Below are 17,802 nucleotides of genomic sequence, written 5' to 3' on the forward strand. Positions count from 1 at the left end.
CGGTGGTGCCCGTCGCCCGCTGTCACGCCCGCGTGGACGGGATGTCCAGCCGCGGCAGCACCAGCGGGTCCTCACCGGGGTCCCGGTCGGCGGGGCGATGCCGGTCGGCGGCGTCCACCCGGTCGCGGCCACGCGGTCGGGATCCCCGGCAGGCGCCCCGGCCCGGAAGTCGACGATCGACCTCGGCGACGGACATAGCGGAGCGGTCCACGTCAGCGCGTCCGCGACCGAGCGCTGCGGCTGGTCCCGCACGTCTCGACCGGGTCGGTCGCGGGCGCCGGAGCACAGGCCACGGGCGCGGACGAGCGCGGTCGTCTCGTCGCGGACCGCCCTGCTCGTCCCCGTGGCCGGGCTGCGCCGCTCTGGCACGGGAACCTCCACCGGGCTACCTCAGGTCGCGCGGTCGGGCGACGGGGGCAGGGGCTGGAGGGACTTCCACGTGAGTTCGGGGAGCGGGCCGCTGGTGATGTCGAGGTCTCCCCTGGCGCGGGCGTAGAACTCGTTGCGCAGCCGCATGGCGTTGCGGTAGGCGTTCAGGAACGCGGACGGGTCGGGGTTTTCCTCGCGGAGGATGTGCTCCAACTGCCACACCTGCTCGCTCCACGCCCGTGCGGCGGAGATCGTCGCGGGCTCGCCGAGGAGCAGGACGGTCTCCCACCGGGCGGCGCGGTCGGTCTCCCCCTCGGCGAGGGCGGTGAACGCGGTGTCGAGGTCGACGGGCTGCCCCGTGGCCAGCAGCCCCTTGGTCTCCGCGATCCGACGGCACAGCCGGACCATGTGCTTGACCGCGCCCGCGTACTCCGAGTACGCGAGGAGGCGCTTGTCGTCCCAGCGGGCGGACTGCGTCCGCCGCCAGCGGGCTCGCTCGATGGTGGAGGTGAAGAGGAACGTGGCGGCTGATCCGAGCAGGACACCGGCGATGGTCAACACCTGCGCAACGATCGGGTTCACAGGTCGCAGCCTGCCACCTCCCAGGACGCCCCACACCCCGTTCGGAGAAGCGGGCAGGGTGTCCGGGGGGATTCGTCCCAGCCCTCCCGAGCGGACCGCGGTTCAGGCCCGCGCCTCGCGGACGTCCTTGCCGCGCTCGGCGAACGCCTTGAAGTCCTCCATGTGCCGCAACGACTGCTTGCGGAAGGAGCCGGGCATCACGAGCCCCACCAGCCGCATCGCCAAGCCGCTGAACCGGTACTCGTTCTCGTTCACCCAGAGCGTCGTCCCCTGGCCGGTTTCGGTCAGGCGGTCGCTCACGGCGCTCCACATTCCCTTGCCGACGATCTCGCGCTCGAAGTGGACGACGGCGTCCCCCGCGATCCCGTGCAGGTCCACCGGTTCCCGGCGCGTGACGGTCTCGGTGCACTCGAACTCCTGCCGCCCCGTCCGCAGCACGACCCGCGACGTGGTGCCGACCTGCCCGTGCTCCCCGCTCAGCGGCTCGTGCAGCACCAGGCCCCGCAGCCACTTCGGCAGGTGCTCCGGGTCTGCGAGCAGCTGAGCCACCTTCTCCCGAGGCAGGGCGATCTCCATGGAGACGGTGTACTTCACGGCGGCACGCTCCTGTTCTCGGGTGAACGGACGCACACCAACAGCCTCGTTCTACCTGAATCGGCCCTGCTTCATCGTCGCACCGGCCGAAGCGCCGCGCATCTTGGTCCGGTAACTGGAACTCACCACCCCGACTCCTTTCGACCGGATCGCCGAACCGAACCGTAGCCGCGCGTTTCGGGACGGGTCCCAGGACGGGAACCGCAGGACGGGACAAGGGAGCGACACGCCGGAGAACCGGTGCGGTCCACCGTGGTGGACCTGGTCGGCACCGGTTCAGCGCCGGTTCAGCGCGGTGCGCGATCTTCCCGTCGACCCGTGCGACGAACAGGAGGAACGACCCATGACGCTGTACCGAAGGAGATGGCTCGCCGGTGCGGGTGCCCTCAGCGCCGCGACCGCGCTGGTCGTGGCCGGTGTGGCGATCGCGCAGCCGCCGACCGGGGCGGGCACGAACGTCTCGACGTGCAACAACCCGGTGCTGAACAAGACTCTCGCCGAGTGGGGCTCGCTGCGCGGGGCGAGCGCGGTCCGCGAGGCCGTCGCCGACCACCGGTCGGCGAGGTTCGCCTACGCGCAGAGGAACAACTCCGTGCTGAACCCCTCGTTCTACCTGCCGCAGCAGCAGGTCACGAGCGGTGAGGTGTGGACCTTCTCCTACGACGTGGCGGCCGAGCAGAGCGGGCGTGCCCGCGTCGAGGTCGACTGGTACTCCACGCCCGAGGGCGACAACAGCGGGTACCTCGGGAACGTCCCCGGCACGTGGGTGTCGTTCGCGGCCGGTGGGTGGACCCGCGTCGCGGGCGAGTTCACCGTTCCGCCCGGTGCGGTGCGGGCGAACGTGGTCACCGACCACGAGTACACCGCCACCGGCGCGAGCTTCCGGGCGACCGCGTGCGACTACCGCGTGGGCTCCACCACGACCACCACGACGACGACCACCACGCCCCCGTCCAACGACCAGGCGCAGGCGGCCGTTCGGCACGGATGGGGCGCACCGCTGCCGAGCTCCGACGAGTTCAGCGGCACCGGTGCCGTCGACCCGGCGAAGTGGTCCGTGCCCAGCGGCACCGTCGGCGGGACGGCGGGCTGCTGGGAGGGGCACAACGGCAACGGCAGGCGCTGCGCGAAGAACGCCGCGGTGTCGGGCGGGATCATGAGGATGACCGGTGAGGCGAACGGCGACACGGGCTGGCTCAAGCACCGGCTCGACCGGCAGTACGGCCGCTGGGAGATCCGCTCGCGCTCGCAGAACACCGGCACCTCGGGCGGTCGGTACCACGTGCTGCACCTGATCTGGCCGACCTCCGAGCGGTGGCCCCAGGACGGCGAGTACGACTGGGTCGAGTACACCGATCCCGACGCCCAGTGCCTGTCGGCGTTCCTGCACTACCCGCACCCCTCGAACGTCGGCGTCCAGCAGGAGTACCGCGAACGCTGTCCGGTGGACATGCGCCAGTGGCACAACTTCGCCTTCGAGTGGACCGCGTCCGGCTTGGTCGGCTACGTGGACGGCGTCGAGTGGTTCCGCGTCTCCGGCGGTGGCGGCCCGAACGGGCGGCAGAACATCCAGACCATGCCGTCGGGGCACCTCAACATCCAACTCGACAACTTCACCGGCGACAGCGGCCTGCGCGCGGCGGTGTTCGAGGTCGACTGGGTCCGCGTCTACAACTGACCCGCCCACGGCGGAGGAGGCGCGGCGGTGGTCCCGCCGCACCCACCGGGTGCGGCGGGACGCTACCGGGCGGTCACCGCGACCGGGCGGTCCAGGGCGGGGTCGTTCCGCAGCATCCGCTCGTACAGGCGGTGCAGGTCAGGTCCGGGGCCGGTGCCCGTCGCGACGCCCGACGCCCGCCGCGCGTGGTGGAAGGCCCGGAACGCGTCGGTGGGCCGTCCCGCGCGGTACAGGGCCACCATCAGCAGCCCGTGCAGCCGCTCGTGCCACGGGTGGGCGGCGACGAGGACGCGCAGCTCCGGAACCAGCTCCGCGTCCCGTCCGGCCCGCACCTCCAGGTCCAGGCGCTCCTCCAGCACCGCCAGGCGCTCCTCGGTCAACGCCTGCTTGATCGAGGCGACGCCGGGCGCGTTCACGTCCTCCAGCGGCTCGCCCCGCCACAGGTCCAGCGCTCGGCGCAGTGCCGCCGCCCGTCCTTCGCCGCGGGACCGCGCGACGAGCGCGCGAAACCGGTGGAGGTCGATCAGCGCCGGGTCCACCTCCAACACGTAGCCCGCGGTGTGGTGCGCCAGGCGAACGCCCGGATCGATCGACAGGATCCGCCGCAGACCCGACACGGCCTGCTGCACGACGTTGCGCGCCGTCCGCGGCATCCGGTCGTCGTCCCACAGCGCGTCGACGAACCGCTCGAACACCACCACACGGCCGACGTCCTTCAGCAGCAGTGCCAGCACGCACCGCTGCTGCGCCTTGGGGACCGCGACCTCCAGGCCCCGGTGCCACACCGCGACCGGCCCCAGCAGACCGAATTCCACACGCACCCCCGGTCATCCCTCCACCACCGACCCCTCGGCGCCCGTCTTCGCCACGGCGGCTCCAGCGGGTCTAGCCGGAACCTCCTGGTCGCCCCTTCCTCAGGATTTCCGCCAACTCCCTGGCCGTGTCGTCGGAAATCACGTCCTGCGCGGTGACCACGCTCTTGACCGCGGCGCGGAACGCCCGGCTGAACTCGGTGTAGTTGGCGGTCCTCGGGCGCAGCCCGGCGTCCCGCAACGCCCCGCGCACCTGGCCGAGGTGCTCTCCCCTTGCTCGGTCGTACACCGAGTCCCTGGTCGGTGCGAAGCCACCGATCTCGGCCAGGATCTGCTGGCTCTGCGCGCTGGTGAGGAACTCGACGAGGGCCTGCGCGGCCTTCGGCTCGTCCGTGTGCGCCGAGATCGCCAGGTTCTGACCGCCGAGCACGCTCGGCGTGGGCGGGATCGCGGCGCGGAAGGTGACGCCCGCCGCGTCCAACTCGTCCCGCCGGTCGGTCAGCTGCTCGCGGGCGACCGCCCAGTTCCGCATGAACGCGGTGCGCCCCTTGGCGAACTGCTCGACGGCGTCGGGGGCGGTGGTGTCCTCGGGTAGCGGGTCGTCCAGGGCGACACCGGGTGTCCTCGTCTCCGCGTTGAGCTTGCGCATGCCCTCGTAGTCGTTCTTCGTGAAGCGCACGCGGCTCTTGTCGGGGGTCAGCGTGACGTCGCCGTCCTCGGTCACGACCTCACCGCCCGCCGCCCGGATGGCCTCCAGCGCCTCGACCATGAACATCTCGCCGGAGAACTGGGCGGTGTTCGCCGCTTCCAACCCACCTCGCGCCTCGGCCGCGGGGATGCCGGAGTGGCCGTCCCAGCTGGTCGGCGGGGTGATGCCCGGGATGTCGGTGCGGTGGTAGATCAGACCGACGTCGGTGTTGAGCGGTAGCGCCCACAGCTCGTCGCCCACCTCGCAGGTGCGCCGCGCAGGGGCCATGAAGTCGTCCAGGTCGTCGCCGGAGTTCGACCGGTCCACCGCACGGAGGTAGCCGTTGTCGATGAACTCCGTCATCCACACCACGTCGAGGACGTAGATGTCGGCCTCGTGCTCACCGTCCTGCCTCGCGTCGCTGGTGATGCGTTCGTGCTGCTCGTCGGTCTCACCGGCCGCGGTCACGATCCTGGCCCTGTGTCGCGGGCGGGATTCGTTCCACTGCTCGACCAGGGTGTTGCGCGGGTCGCCGGGGCTCAGGTCCGACGCCGTCATGATGACGAGTTCGCCGGTCTCCAGCGGGGACGGCAGCAGGACGCAGCTGCCCAGGCCGAGGACCAGGACCGTGCTGACGACGCCGACCGCCTTCAGCGGGCGGACCAGTGCCTTCAGAACTCGCTCCGCCACCGAGGGGAACGGTCCCGACCACTGCCAGAACTCCTTCGCCGCACGGGGCAGGGCGGTGATCAGCACGCTCGACACGACCAGCATCACCCCGGTCGCGGCGAGGTGGGGGATGCCGTCGACCCGCCACCACTCGTCCGCGTCCGCGGCCAAGCGCGCGGACGTCGAGGTGACCACGAGGGTAACCAGGACGAACAGGACGATGAGCGGAACTCGACAACCGGGCCGTCGGCCCACCGGATCAGTCATGCCTTCCTCCGGTCGAAGCGGTCGCCCCCCGTCGAACGCGAGTCGCGGGACGAAGCGACGCCCTGGCCGGAACGGGCCGTCGGCGCACGTCGCCCGGCCACCGCCGCGGACGTCACCACGCGCTCGCGGGCAGGTCCCACCACGTCCTCCTCGTCGGGAACGATCCGCACGCAGCATGGCGGTAGAGGTCCGGGAGGGTTCCCGCGAAAGCCTGGAGAGCTGCTTGTTCGACTGGATACGATGCGGAGAAGGTCACACGGGGAGAGCGAATCGTGCAGACGGAGCAGCTCGTCGCCAACAGGTACCGGCTGGAGGAGCAGATCGGCTCCGGGAGCGGCGGAGTCGTGTGGCGGGCCACGGACGAACGCCTCGGCAGGCCGGTCGCGCTGAAGCGAGCGCTGTCCGGGGACGGGGACCCGCAGCGGTTCCGGCAGTTGGAGCGCGAGGCGAAGCTGCTCGCCCAGCTGAACCACCGGCACGTCGTGACGATCCACGACGTGCTCGACGACAACGGCGAGTGCTGGCTGGTCATGGAGTACGTGCCCGCGCGGAGCATGGCCGAGCTGGACGTGGTCGCACCTCGGCAGGCCGCGAAGCTGGGCGCGCAGATCGCCGACGCGCTCGCGGCGGTGCACGCGAAGGGGATCCTGCACCGCGACATCAAGCCCGGCAACGTCCTCATGATCTCCGACGACGAGGTGAAGATCGCCGACTTCGGCATCTCCCGCGGCGCCACGGGTGAGCAGACCGTGACCTGCCCCGGTCTGCTCACGGGGTCACCGGGGTACGTGGCGCCGGAGGTGGCCAACGGTGCCGCGCCGACGGCGGCGTCCGACGTGTTCTCGCTGGCGTCCACGCTGTTCGCCGTGGTGGAGGGCGAGTCACCGGTCGGCGCGACGAACGACGACGTGCAGCGGCGCCTCCGCCGGGCCGCCAACGGGGCCATCGCCTCGCCGCGCAGGAGCGGCCCGCTCGCGCCGGTGCTGGAACGGATGCTGCGGGTCGACGCGGACCAGCGTCCCACCGCGGCCGAGGCGCACGAGATCCTCGCCGACGTCGCGGGCGTGGAGGCGACGCGGCGCGCACCCCGCCCGAGGTCCCCTCGGCGCCGCGGACTCCTCGTGACCGCCGGGGTGCTGGTCGCGGTCGCGGCGGTGGTGGCGAGCTGGATCGCGTTCTCCGGTGGACCCAGGACACCGACGGGGCCGGTGCTGGCCGACCCGAGGACCGCCGATCCGTGCGCGCTGCTGCGCGACGCGTCCCAGGCCCTGGAACCGTTCGGGAACCCCAACCTGGTGTCGGACAACTCCGGGTTCAACCAGTGCAACGTCATCGTCAAGAAGCGCGGGAGGGAGGCGAACGTCGTAGCGTTGATCGACAACACTCCCAGCGATCAGCCCCTCGTGCAGGAACAGGACAGGGGGCGGTACCGGCTCGTGACCGAACCGGCGGGTGAGGGGTCCTGCAAGCGCAGGTTGCTGTTACCCGACCGCTACGAGATCAAGATCGAGGTGACCAGGGCCAACGGGATCGAGGCCAACGCGTGCGACATGGCCGACGCCACCGTCCGGAGCGTCGACGCGGTGATCACCGAAGGACCGGTTCCCACGCGCCGAGCCGAGAACCCGGCGTTGCGGCCGGACTCGCTCAGCCGGACGAACGCGTGCAGGGCCAAGGACTCGCCGTCGTTCCCCGATCGGTCCGGGATCGACCGCGCGAATCCGGAGGTCGGCTTCGGCCGCTGGAAGTGCACCTGGACCAGTACCGCCGACGGGACCGTTTACCTGCTGCGCTTCACCCGTGCGGAGCTGTTGGGCAAGTCCGGTGCGACGATTTCGATGATCGACAACCGGCCTTCCGCGACCAGCTACCCCGGAGACAAGCCCAGCGACGACAAGTGCGAGATCGAGGTGTACAACCTCACCTACGTGGACTCCTACGGCCACGAGAAGAACGAGGTGCTGGAAGCCACTGTCATCGGCAAGCACCTGCCCCCGGACGAGCGGTGCGGGCTCGCGACCCGGTTGGCCACCGCCTTCTTCCCGTCACGGTGACGCGGGAACCCTCCCGCGGGTCTCGGACAGGCTGACGGACGCGCTGCTCACCCGAGGTGCCAGGAGGCTGACATGCCAGAGGAACGGCCGAACGAGCTCCCGGCGAACCACCACAGCCTCGCCCTCGGCGTCTCCGTCGGCGTCGCGCCCGGCATGCTGCACGTGCTGGCGGCGACCGGCGGCATCACCCTCGGCCCCAAGGAGGGGCGGACCGTCCTCTTCGGACGGAGCAGGCCGGACGTGCACGTCTGCGTCGGCGAGGACGACCTGCGCGTCAGCAGGGAGCACGGGGCGCTCACCTGTCGCGGTGACCGGTGGTGGATCAGCACGCTGGGCCGCCTCCCGTTGCGGCTGCCCGAATCCCGCCTGCTGTTCCGGCAGGACGACCCGATCCCGTTGCGAACGGGGTACACCCCGCTGTTCGTCCGCGGCTCCCACGAACGACTGCACCTGCTCGAAGTGCACGTGCAACCCGAGGAGGGCGACCGACCACCGACCGACCACCACGCGCCGACCCGGCCTCCGCGCACGTGGCACCTCAGTCCCGTGGAGAAGCGCGTGGTCGTCGTGCTCGCCCAGCGGTACCTGCTGCACGAGCTGCACCCGATCCCCCTGTCCTGGCGCCAGGTCGCGGAACACCTCAACGAGATCCGGCCGGACGACGACTGGAACCACAAGAGGGTCGAGCGCGTCGTCGCCGAGGTGCGGAACCGGTTGAGCAGGAACGGTGTTTCCGGCCTGACCCGCGAGGAGGTCGGCGAGCCCATCGGGAACACGCTGAACCACAACCTCATCCGCGAGCTGATGGAGAGCACCACCCTCGTCCCACCGGACCTGCGCGTCCTCGACCACGACGGCTGACACCACCGCGGTGCCACGTCCCGGTTCGGCGCGGAGGAGCACGAACGGGTCTTCCCGGTCGGCGGACGCGGTGGTCGAACCCCACGATCCGCCGCCGGAAGACCCGCACCGCGGTCGCGCGCCTAACTGCCGAGCGCGTACCCGTGGTTGGCGGCGTACCAACCGGCACCGCAGTCGGCGACCGAGGTCTCGTGGACGCGGACACTGCGTCCGTACACCACCTTCTGCGGCACCAGGTCACGCCGGCAGTAGGCGATCGCCATCACCGTGCTCAGGGCGCCCGCACTGCTCGTGCACCGCGCCCCCACCCTCGGGGTGTCGATGAAGTAGCTGGAGCAGTTGGTGATCGCGCCGGCAGGAGACGCGCTGAACACGGTCACCCCCGCGATGGCGAGGGCTACTGCGAACGCCGCCGTTGTCTTGCGCATGCTCACTCCGATCGACGGGGGTCAGGTCGTGCACACCGCCGATCGTGACGACGTCCGCGGGGAGCGGTCCCGCGGTCTCGTTGTAGGGGCCGCGGACGAGGGGGTGAACGGCACCAGCCCGTCCACTTCGAACACGTCGTCACCGGCGTGGTGACGGGGTGCGCCGCGGTCTGGTGGCCGCCGCGAACCCAGGGTTGCGGAACCGGGTGCGCGCTGATCGAATCCATCACCCACCTCGTCCTCCACGCGGACGGGCCCCAGGGCGATGGCCGTCGCCGGAGAGATGCCCAGGACCGACCGTCACCCGATCGAACACACCCCCGAGGAGCACCCGACCATGCGCGGAGCTGTCATCCACGCCCCCGGCGACGTCCGCCTGGAGGACCGTCCCGACCCCGCCGTCCAGTCCCCCACCGACGCCATCGTCCGCCTGTCCGCCACCTGCGTGTGCGGGTCGGACCTGTGGCCCTACCGCGGCGTCGAAACCGTGTCCGGGCCCACGCCGATGGGCCACGAGTACGTCGGGATCGTCGAGGAGGTCGGCGGCGAGGTCACCGGGATCAGACCCGGCCAGTTCGTGGTCGGCTCGTTCTTCGCCTCCGACAACACCTGCGAGATCTGCCGGGCCGGGTTCCAGACCTCCTGCGTGCACCGCCAGGCGGTCGGCGTGGACGGCGCCCAGGCCGAGTACCTGCGGGTCCCGCTCGCCGACGGCACGCTCGTCGCCACCCCCGAGGTGCCCTCGGACGACCTGCTGCCGAGCCTGCTCGCGGCCTCCGACGTGCTGGGCACCGGGTGGTTCGGCGCCGTGGCCGCGGACGTGGGTCCCGGCAAGACCGTGGCCGTCGTCGGCGACGGCGCCGTGGGCCTGCTCGGGGTGCTCGCCGCCCGTGAGCTGGGCGCGGAACGGATCATCGCCATGAGCCGCCACGAATCCCGGCAGGAGCTCGCCACCGCGTTCGGCGCCACCGACATCGTCACCGAACGCGGCGACGACGGCGTCGCGCGGATCAAGGACCTCACCGACGGCCTCGGCGCCCACAGCGTGATCGAGGCCGTCGGCACCCAGGAGTCCATGACGCAGGCCATCCGCTCCACCCGGCCCGGCGGCTCCACGGGTTACGTCGGCGTCGCGCACGACGTCACCCTCCCCGGCGAGGAACTGTTCTTCAGCCACGTCCGCCTCCTGGGCGGCCCGGCCCCCGTCCGCCGCTTCCTCCCCGACCTCATCGACCGCATCTGGACCGGCGCCATCGACCCCGGCAGGGTCTTCGACCTCGCACTGCCCCTCGACCAGGTCGCCGAGGGCTACCGGGCCATGGACGAACGCCGCGCCATCAAGACCCTCCTCCGCCCCTGACCCCTGGCGCGGACGGCGCTACCAGCCCGGAACCCCGCCGCTGGGCCCGCGGTTCACCCGGCGGGCGTGCCGTCGGCGACCTCTCCGGAGGCCGACCCGGTGGACGAGAGCAGCGTGAGGTTGAGGCGGATCCGCTCGACCGGCTCGACCTCCAGGTCGGCCACCGTCGGCACGGTCAGCACCCCGGTCAGCTCCCCGCGCGGGATGCTGGCCAGCGGCTGCACCCGCGTGCTCGACAACGGCCGCGAGGGCAGCGGCTCCTCCTGGGAGACGTTGCGGCGGAACCACAGCTCGTCGACGTCCGTGGTGGACAGCTCGGCCCCCTCGGGGGCGGTGGGCCTGCCCGTGACCAGGAGCATCCGGTCGGCGGGCGCGGACAGCGTCATCCGCCACGCCAGGGTGCCGCCCTCGGTGATCGCGTCGGTGACCGGGGTGGCGGTGAAGGTCGGCTCCGGGTCGTCGTTCGGCACGGTCAGCCTGTCGGCGTACCGGCCGACGACCGCGCCCCGCACGGGTTTGACCAGCACCGTGCGCCGCGCGTCCAGGTTCCAGCGGGTGTTGCCGGTGATCCGCACCAGGACCTCCAGCTCGCGCTGTCCCGGCTCGATCGCCACCAGCTGCTCGGTGTACGCGGCGTCGCCCTCGTTCTGGACGAACACCCGCACCGCGCCCGCGCCGCTCCCGGTGACCGAGACCGGGAACCGGACGGTCCGCACGCCCGAGTCGCCCTCCTCGGCGGTCAGCGCGCCCAGGTCGACGCGCGGCAGCGCGACCGGCCGCGGGGCGGGCAGGCCGGGAGCGTAACCGTGGGCGTCCACGAGCCACGCCTGCCCGGAACCACCGTGCGGGACCAGTTCCAGCTCGGCGACGCGGCCCAGGTCGATCCCCTGCGCGGGCAGCGGCACGCGCACCTCCTGCGCCCAGCGGGCGGAGATCCGGTCGGTGGCGGGCAGCCCGTCCAGCGCCACCGACCCCAGCGCCGCGCGGCGCCCGGCCGCGTCGGTCACGGCCACGTCGAAGCGGGTGGTCGGGCTGTTCGGCGGCACGGCCAGCCTCAGCGCCAGCTGCCGCGCCCCCTCCAGCGACACCGGCGTGCCGGGTCGCGCGGTCGCGGCCTGCCCGTCGGCCGTCCACCCCAGCGCCACGGCGAACCGGCCGGACTCGGGCACGATGCGGTTGAACCGGACGAAGTGCGGCGACGGGCGGCCTGCGGCCGGGTCGACGCACGCCGCGGCCGGGTCCGCCGAGACCTGCGCGCACACCCGTGCCGAACCCGCGGCCGAGGTCGCCTCGTCGGGCACGACGAACGGGGAGCGCGCGCCGCCGACGGCGTGGGCGAGCACGCGCGCCGGGTCGGCCGAGGGCGCTCGGACGCCCGAACCGTCCAGCAGCGGCAGCACCCGCCGGTCTCCGGCGACGAACAGGCGTGCCGCCGCGGCGATGTAGGTCGCGCCCGCGGTCTGCTGCTGCTCGGCGGTGAGCCGGGTGGGCGTCCCCGGCGAGCACACCGGGTCCTCGGGTGGGGAGAGGAAGTCGTCGGACGCCGGGGCCTCCGCCTGGCCGGGCGTCCACTCGCTGTTGAAGAAGTTGTGGTTGGCGCCGACGAAGTACAGCGCGCTGTGCAGCGCGGCCCCCCGGCTCACACCGCGGGTGGCGTCCACGTACAGCTGGCCCTGGAGGTCGGACACGTCGCCGTCGCAGCCGGGCAGGATCGTCACCGACGGCACGTCCGGCGCCGGGTTGTGCGCGAAGACCGTCGGGCCGATCAGCAGTTGGCCCTTGATCGTCCAGAGCACCGGGCCGTCGTGGCCGCTGCCCGGCGGCGGCGGGGAAAGGCTGTCGACCGCGGCCCGGTTGACGCCCTCGCCGCCGCGGGAGTGCCCGACCAGCAACACCTGACGCAGGTCGGCGACCGGTGCGGCGCGGACCACCTCGGGCGCGGAACCGCGACCGGCCCCCGCCCAGTCCGCCCACCGCGCCAGGTGCGCGCGCACCAGCGCCGACCGGGCGCCCGCGCCCAGTTCCACGTCCAACCCGTCCTGGGCGTTGACCGAGTTGGCGGACACGGACACCGTCACGTAGCCCTGCGAGGCCAGCAGCCGCTGCGCCCCCAGGTAGCCGCGGTAGCTCGGCACCGGCTCGGCGGGCTCCGGACAGGGCCACGTCAACAGCATCTGGGTGCCGTCGTAGCAGGTGATGTGCCTGCCGTGCAGGAACAGCGCCACGGGGCGACGGCCCGTCGCACCGACCGGCGCGACGACCACGGCCCTCATCTCCAACGGCACCGCGTAACCGGGCGCGGTGATGGGGTCGAGCTCGTACTCCCCGGTGGACGTGGCGAACGGGCCGGGCGTGCCGGGGTCGGTGCTCCCCGCGGGCAGGAGCGCGGGCGGCGGCGCGACCGAACCGGCCGACGGGAGAACGGGCTCCTCGACGTCCAGGCGCCTGCCCGACAGCCGCACCTGGAGCGCGTCGACGCCCTCGACGTCCGCCGCGTCCAGGGTGTAGGTGCGCAGGTCCGCCGACGGTCGCGGCACCCCCAGCAGCCGGTCGCCGTCCCAGAACTCGACCGCCGCGCCACCCGGCGGGACCGGGGCGGTCGCCGTCCACACCAGCCCCGTAGCGGTGATCGCCCACCCCGGCCGCGGCGGCGCGTCGGGCGCTCGTCGGACCTGGGCCGTCGCCGTGACCGGCGCGACGAGGGTCGCCGCCACCAGGACGGGCAGCAGCAGTTTCGCCCAGCGCATGTGGTCCCCCCGGATCGACTGGCGGTCGACCAGTTCTAGCGCTGCCGGACACCGCGGCACAAGCGTTCTCGAAACACTTTCGCACCTTTGGCCGAAACACCTACCGGCCTGAAAACCACCGCACCGGTGGTGCGGACCCTCGCCACCGGTACGCGTAGGATCACGGTATGCGCAGGTCAGGGCTCGTGGAACATGCTCGTGATCTGGGGGTTCACGATCACGTGTGCTGGCGGTACGACGACGTGCTCGAATTCCAGGCCCGCGCGCGGGAGTTCTTGCGCGAAGGCCTGGAGCAGGGCAGTCGCATCCTCTACACCGCTCCCGGCCCGGTGGACGCCCTGGTGGAGAGCTTGCGGGGGATCGACGGGATCGACCGGGCGTTGCGGGACGGCGCCGCCCACGTGGCGTCGGTGGACGCGGTGTACTCCGCAGGCGGGGTGGTCGACCCCGTGGCCCAGGTGCGGACGTACGCCAACGCCACCGAGGCAGCCCTGGCGGACGGGTTCTCCGGACTGCGGGTGGCCGCGGACGTGACTCCCCTGGTGCGCTCCGCGCGGCAGTTCGACGCCTTCGCCCGCTACGAGCACCTCGCGGACCGCTACATGGCCGATCACGCGTTCTCGGCGTTGTGCGCCTACTCCGCCGCGGACGTCGACGACCGGGCGTTCGCGCACGTCGCGAGCTTGCACCCGAACACCAACACCGACACGTCCGGTTTCCGGCTGCACGCCCTCGGCGGAGGCCTCACCGCCCTGGGTGGCGAGGTGGACTCCTCCACCGAGCTGTTCACCGCGGCCCTGGACCGCGTCGACCTACGTCCTCAGAACGGAGAACTGGTGCTCGACGCCACAGCGCTGACGTTCCTCGACCACAACAGCTTGCTGCGCCTGGTCGATCGTCTCTCCGACCGCGGCTCCCCGGTGGTGCTGCGCACCTCCTGGCCCGGTTTGAGCCGACTCGTGAAGCTCCTCGACCTGCACTCCGTGCGAGTCGAGGAAGTCGCGTGACGCTCCAGGCGACGCCGCCCCGCGGTGGATTCATCCACCCGGCCCTGTTCTACGGCTCCGACGACGACTACCTGAGCACACTCGTGCCCTTCATCACCGACGGCGTGGCGAACGGCGAACCCGTCGCCGTGGCGGTGCCCGGCGCGCGGCTGGAGCTGCTGCGCGAGGCGTTGGGCACGGCCGCGGACGACGTGCGGATGCTGGACATGGAGGAGGTGGGCCGCAACCCCGGCACGATCATCCCGACCGTGCTGCGGCGGTTCGCCGACACCCACCGCGACCGGCACGTGCGCATCATCGGCGAACCGATCTGGGCGGGCCGCACCGCCACCGAGTACCCGGCCTGCGCCCAGCACGAAGCGTTGATCAACCTGGCGTTCGCCGGGCGTGACGTCACCATCGTCTGCCCCTACGACACCTCGACGCTCGACGACCGGGCGCTGGCCGACGCCCTGGCCACGCACCCGACGGTGTGGAACGCCGACGAGCGCCGCGACAGCGACCACTACGCCCCCGAGGCCGTGGTCAGCCTCTACAACCAACCCCTGGACGTGGGCCAGGACCCCGTCGACCTGGTGATCACCACCACCGCCGAGATCCGGGACGTCCGCAGGCTCGTCGACGCGTGGGCGCCGCGGTGGGGACTGGCCACCGACCGGGTGGCCGACCTCCAGCTCGTCGCGACCGAACTGGTCACCAACAGCCTCCGGTACACCGGTGCCGGGTGCCGGGTGCGGTTCTGGCTCGACGGGGAGACCCTGGTCTGCGCCGTCGAGGACACCGGTCGTCTCACCGATCCCCTCGCCGGTCGCCGCCCACCCGAGCCGGGGCAGCACGGAGGACAAGGACTCCTGCTGGTCAACCAACTCGTCGACCTCGTCCGCGTGCACACCAGCCCGCGCGGCACCACCGTCTACACGTTCCTGGCCCTGTCCGCCCCGTAGCGCAGGCCCCGAACAGCGTTCCGCGCGCTGTTCGGGGCGACCTCGGACCGCGACCGGCCTACCGGTGGGACCGGGTGGTGATCCCGTGCGCGCGCAGGGATTCGAGCCAGCGCTCGGCGTCACCGGGGCTCTCGGCGGCTCGGTGGAGACCCGCGGGCAGCCGTCCGGCGAGGATCTCGCCGACGCCCACCGCCGCCGTCGTGGAGACCAGGCGGGCCATGGCGCTGTCCTCGTCGTCGCCGACGAGGTCGAGCACGTGTTCGCCGGACCACGAGGTCCCGTCGGCGCCGTCGACCCGCAACGCCACGGCCAGCACGACCCTGTCGCGGTCGGCGCTCGTGGTCGGGTAGCGAGTGGCCAGCTCCTCGGCCAGCTCGGTGATCCGGTCCTGGTCACCACCGCGCAGTTCGGCGAAGACCGGTTGCCACGCCGCCTGCCAGCCGTCGAGGCGGAGCGTGCCGCGGACGAACTCGTCCAGCGTCCACCCCGCGTCCATCCCGTACTGGGCGACGAACGGCACGCTGTCCCGGTTGGGGTAGACCTCGAACCGCTCTCCGCCGATGACGTGCGGGCGGACCGCCTCCCACGGCCTGTCCGCGATCCGCTCGGTGCCGTCCTCGACGTACCGGGCAGGCGAGCACAGCGCGGTGAGGACACCGCGCGGCGCCCAGCTGAAGCGGTACCGGAAGTCGTTGGGCACGGCCGGAATGCCACCGCAGTAGGAGGTGAAGGCGACCCGCGCCGGTCCCTCGACCGCGGCTCGCGCCTCCGCGACGAGGCTGTGGGCCAGGAGGTGGTCGATGCCGGGGTCGAGCCCGGCCTCGGTGAGCACCACGACCCCGGCGTCGCGGGCCTGCTCGGCGATCTCGGGGGACACGTAGCTGGTGTTGGCGAAGTGCGCGCCCGCCGCGAGGCAGACCCCGAGGAGTCGCCCGTGCTCGGTGGCGGGCAGCATCGAGACCACGACGTCCCCCGCGGCGGGAGCGAGGTCGTCGAGGGCGGCCGTCCCCACCCGGCCCGCCAGTCCGAGCCGCTCCGCGCAGGCCGCTGCCTTCGCGGCCGTCCGCCCGTGCACGACGACGTCGGCGATCTCGCTGAGGACGCGGACACCGCTGCCGGTCGACAGGCCGGTCCCGACCCAGTGCACCCTAGGCATCGACGTTCTCCTTCACCGCGTCGTGGAAGTGCTTCACCGCTCGGCGCCACGGAGCGGCGTCGAGGTCCAGCAGTTGGGGCGTCAACTCGGCGGAGAACGCCGCGCTGGCCTCCACGGGCAGCAGGGACGGCAGGTTGTCGATCGCGATCACGTCCACGGGCCGCTCCCCGTCGCGCAGCCTGCGCGCGGGTTCGTCCCAGGACGTGACGCGGTCGTTGACCGGCAGGACGTTGTGCCGCGAGGTCACGTCGCAGGTCACGTCCGAGACCACCCGCAGCGAACGCCCCGGCGCGTCCAGGTCGGCGTCGGTCAGGAACGGGGGCGACGGGCGGGTGGTGAGCACCGTGTTGACCAGGACGTCGTGCCCGATCAGCGCCGCCCGGTCCAGGTTCGCGGTCTCGGGCAGGTCCCACTCGGTCGGGACGAGGCCCGCGACGACCAGTGCGTCCCTCGCGCCTCGCCCGCTGCGGCCGAGCGCGCCGATGACCAGACCCCTCAGCGGATCGCCCGGCACCCGCAGCGCGGCGTCCAGGTCGGCGCGGGTGGTCGGCAGCAGCGGTGCCGACAGGCGACCGCGCGCGTGCAGCACGGCCAGTGCGGCGCCGACGTAGCCCGCCCAGTAGCCGAACGCCGCGAGCCGTCGTCCCGCGTCGTCGGTCAGGTACTCCAGGTCGAGCAGCGTTCCGCCACCGGAGTGGAACCGGTCGAGCAGGTCGCGGGCGCCCGCCTGGCCCTTGAAGGCGTGTCCGAAGAACACGTGCCGGTGGCGGAGCTCCCCCGGGTGGTCGGGCAGTTCCTTCAGCCCGACCACGACGACGTCGGACGGCGCGTCGACCCAACTGCCCTCGGGAGCGACGTCGCAGCCCGCGGCCCGGTAGTCCTCGACCGGGAACGCCCGCTGCGCCGACGCCTCGACGGTCACGTCGATCCCGGCCTCGACGAGGACGTGCACGTCCTCGGGCACGACCGGCGCGCGCCGCTCCGTCGCCCGAGCTTCCCCTCGGATCCACAACCGGGTCATCGCGAAGAGTCCTTTCGAGACAGAGGTGCGGAGTTCGGGGGCGGGACGTCGTCGTCGGATCGATCGACGGATGGTCGCACGCGCTCGCGGGACATCATTTCCCGACAGGCCAAGGGGTTCCCGGACCGCGGTTCCCCCCACCGCACGGGTGCCGAAACTACCATGATCCACTGTGGTCGACAACGAGATCCGACCACCACGCGGGGGGTTCGGACCGGGCCGCGCCCGCGCCCAGCACACCACCTCCCCCTGGCGCAACCGGTTCCACCCCCTCACTGCGGCTTACCGAAATATCGGGCAGCCCCACGGCCGGTACCACGTTTTTTCGTAACTTGGTTGAAATGGGCGCGCGGCCGCTGTAGCCTCGAACGAGGGGAATATCAGGTGCTCATCCGTCTGGGGAGAAGCTTTGAGCTCTGGGGTTGATCTTTTTTCTGCGACTTCGACCGAGTGGTCGCACGAAGTCGATATGCATCAGTAGACGATCTTTTCCATAACGTCGGGCGGCCGGTTTCGGCAGCCCCGCGTTGTGCTGCGCGACCTTCGTGAACCGTCGGTCGCGCGC

The 17,802-nt window shown here is 72.2% G+C and carries 15 protein-coding genes; 6 read left to right on the top strand and 9 right to left on the bottom strand.

What is annotated here, in order from left to right; all coding sequences use genetic code 11:
* Nucleotides 1-22: 22 nt before the first annotated feature.
* From AC156L_RS06170 to AC156L_RS06180, 3 genes are all read right to left on the bottom strand, one after another.
* Nucleotides 23-211 (bottom strand): hypothetical protein, encoded by a 189-nt coding sequence (locus AC156L_RS06170; RefSeq protein ID WP_330876301.1) that lies wholly within the window; start codon nucleotides 209-211, stop codon nucleotides 23-25.
* A gap of 179 nt (nucleotides 212-390) precedes the next feature.
* Nucleotides 391-951 (bottom strand): hypothetical protein, encoded by a 561-nt coding sequence (locus tag AC156L_RS06175; RefSeq protein ID WP_330876302.1) that lies wholly within the window; start codon nucleotides 949-951, stop codon nucleotides 391-393.
* 102 nt (nucleotides 952-1,053) lie between these two features.
* Nucleotides 1,054-1,545, bottom strand: a complete 492-nt coding sequence (locus AC156L_RS06180) for an SRPBCC family protein (RefSeq protein ID WP_330876303.1) — start codon at nucleotides 1,543-1,545, stop codon at nucleotides 1,054-1,056.
* 343 nt (nucleotides 1,546-1,888) lie between these two features.
* Here AC156L_RS06180 and AC156L_RS06185 point away from each other — a divergent pair, with 343 nt between their 5' ends.
* The gene (locus AC156L_RS06185; RefSeq protein ID WP_330876304.1) at nucleotides 1,889-3,223 is read left to right on the top strand and encodes a glycoside hydrolase family 16 protein; all 1,335 of its coding nucleotides are present in this window, start codon (nucleotides 1,889-1,891) and stop codon (nucleotides 3,221-3,223) included.
* Between the two features lie 62 nt (nucleotides 3,224-3,285).
* On the opposite strand, the gene AC156L_RS06190 is transcribed toward AC156L_RS06185, so the two are convergent.
* Nucleotides 3,286-4,044, bottom strand: coding sequence for an AfsR/SARP family transcriptional regulator (locus AC156L_RS06190; protein WP_330876305.1), 759 nt, complete (start codon nucleotides 4,042-4,044; stop codon nucleotides 3,286-3,288).
* 64 nt (nucleotides 4,045-4,108) lie between these two features.
* Nucleotides 4,109-5,659, bottom strand: coding sequence for an extracellular solute-binding protein (locus AC156L_RS06195; protein WP_330876306.1), 1,551 nt, complete (start codon nucleotides 5,657-5,659; stop codon nucleotides 4,109-4,111).
* 272 nt (nucleotides 5,660-5,931) lie between these two features.
* On the opposite strand from AC156L_RS06195, the gene AC156L_RS06200 reads away from it, so the two are divergent.
* Nucleotides 5,932-7,713: a serine/threonine-protein kinase gene (locus AC156L_RS06200; protein WP_330876307.1), complete on the top strand. Its 1,782-nt coding sequence runs from the start codon at nucleotides 5,932-5,934 to the stop codon at nucleotides 7,711-7,713.
* Between the two features lie 72 nt (nucleotides 7,714-7,785).
* On the top strand, nucleotides 7,786-8,574 hold the full coding sequence (locus AC156L_RS06205; protein ID WP_330876308.1) for an FHA domain-containing protein: 789 nt from the start codon (nucleotides 7,786-7,788) through the stop codon (nucleotides 8,572-8,574).
* Nucleotides 8,575-8,696: 122 nt separating this feature from the next.
* Here AC156L_RS06205 and AC156L_RS06210 read toward each other — a convergent pair whose 3' ends face one another.
* Nucleotides 8,697-9,002, bottom strand: a complete 306-nt coding sequence (locus AC156L_RS06210; protein ID WP_330876309.1) for a hypothetical protein — start codon at nucleotides 9,000-9,002, stop codon at nucleotides 8,697-8,699.
* Nucleotides 9,003-9,339: 337 nt separating this feature from the next.
* Here AC156L_RS06210 and AC156L_RS06215 point away from each other — a divergent pair, with 337 nt between their 5' ends.
* The gene (locus AC156L_RS06215) at nucleotides 9,340-10,362 is read left to right on the top strand and encodes a zinc-dependent alcohol dehydrogenase family protein (RefSeq protein ID WP_330876310.1); all 1,023 of its coding nucleotides are present in this window, start codon (nucleotides 9,340-9,342) and stop codon (nucleotides 10,360-10,362) included.
* 53 nt (nucleotides 10,363-10,415) lie between these two features.
* Here AC156L_RS06215 and AC156L_RS06220 read toward each other — a convergent pair whose 3' ends face one another.
* Nucleotides 10,416-13,109, bottom strand: a complete 2,694-nt coding sequence (locus tag AC156L_RS06220) for a hypothetical protein (protein WP_330876311.1) — start codon at nucleotides 13,107-13,109, stop codon at nucleotides 10,416-10,418.
* 167 nt (nucleotides 13,110-13,276) lie between these two features.
* On the opposite strand from AC156L_RS06220, the gene AC156L_RS06225 reads away from it, so the two are divergent.
* Together AC156L_RS06225 and AC156L_RS06230 are read left to right on the top strand one after the other, a co-directional pair.
* Nucleotides 13,277-14,116, top strand: a complete 840-nt coding sequence (locus tag AC156L_RS06225) for an MEDS domain-containing protein (protein WP_330876312.1) — start codon at nucleotides 13,277-13,279, stop codon at nucleotides 14,114-14,116.
* Complete coding sequence (locus AC156L_RS06230) at nucleotides 14,113-15,060, top strand: sensor histidine kinase (RefSeq protein ID WP_330876313.1); 948 nt, start codon at nucleotides 14,113-14,115, stop codon at nucleotides 15,058-15,060. The genes AC156L_RS06225 and AC156L_RS06230 overlap by 4 nt, the downstream gene beginning before the upstream one ends.
* Before the next feature lie 58 nt (nucleotides 15,061-15,118).
* Here the strand turns inward: AC156L_RS06230 and AC156L_RS06235 are convergent, their stop codons facing one another.
* Together AC156L_RS06235 and AC156L_RS06240 are read right to left on the bottom strand one after the other, a co-directional pair.
* The gene (locus tag AC156L_RS06235; protein ID WP_330876314.1) at nucleotides 15,119-16,216 is read right to left on the bottom strand and encodes a saccharopine dehydrogenase C-terminal domain-containing protein; all 1,098 of its coding nucleotides are present in this window, start codon (nucleotides 16,214-16,216) and stop codon (nucleotides 15,119-15,121) included.
* Complete coding sequence (locus AC156L_RS06240; protein ID WP_330876315.1) at nucleotides 16,209-17,237, bottom strand: saccharopine dehydrogenase; 1,029 nt, start codon at nucleotides 17,235-17,237, stop codon at nucleotides 16,209-16,211. Before AC156L_RS06240 ends, AC156L_RS06235 begins: the two co-directional genes overlap by 8 nt.
* Between the last annotated feature and the right edge of the window lie 565 nt (nucleotides 17,238-17,802).

This window comes from Umezawaea sp. (assembly GCF_057122925.1).

Excerpts from the sequence above, each read along its gene's own strand:
- AC156L_RS06185 (WP_330876304.1), top strand. The coding sequence starts at position 1,889 with ATGACGCTGTACCGAAGGAGATGGCTCGCCGGTGCGGGTGCCCTCAGC.
- AC156L_RS06225 (WP_330876312.1), top strand. The coding sequence starts at position 13,277 with ATGCGCAGGTCAGGGCTCGTGGAACATGCTCGTGATCTGGGGGTTCAC.
- AC156L_RS06205 (WP_330876308.1), top strand. The coding sequence starts at position 7,786 with ATGCCAGAGGAACGGCCGAACGAGCTCCCGGCGAACCACCACAGCCTC.
- AC156L_RS06240 (WP_330876315.1), bottom strand. The coding sequence starts at position 17,237 with ATGACCCGGTTGTGGATCCGAGGGGAAGCTCGGGCGACGGAGCGGCGC.
- AC156L_RS06210 (WP_330876309.1), bottom strand. The coding sequence starts at position 9,002 with ATGCGCAAGACAACGGCGGCGTTCGCAGTAGCCCTCGCCATCGCGGGG.
- AC156L_RS06215 (WP_330876310.1), top strand. The coding sequence starts at position 9,340 with ATGCGCGGAGCTGTCATCCACGCCCCCGGCGACGTCCGCCTGGAGGAC.
- AC156L_RS06235 (WP_330876314.1), bottom strand. The coding sequence starts at position 16,216 with ATGCCTAGGGTGCACTGGGTCGGGACCGGCCTGTCGACCGGCAGCGGT.
- AC156L_RS06195 (WP_330876306.1), bottom strand. The coding sequence starts at position 5,659 with ATGACTGATCCGGTGGGCCGACGGCCCGGTTGTCGAGTTCCGCTCATC.
- AC156L_RS06220 (WP_330876311.1), bottom strand. The coding sequence starts at position 13,109 with ATGCGCTGGGCGAAACTGCTGCTGCCCGTCCTGGTGGCGGCGACCCTC.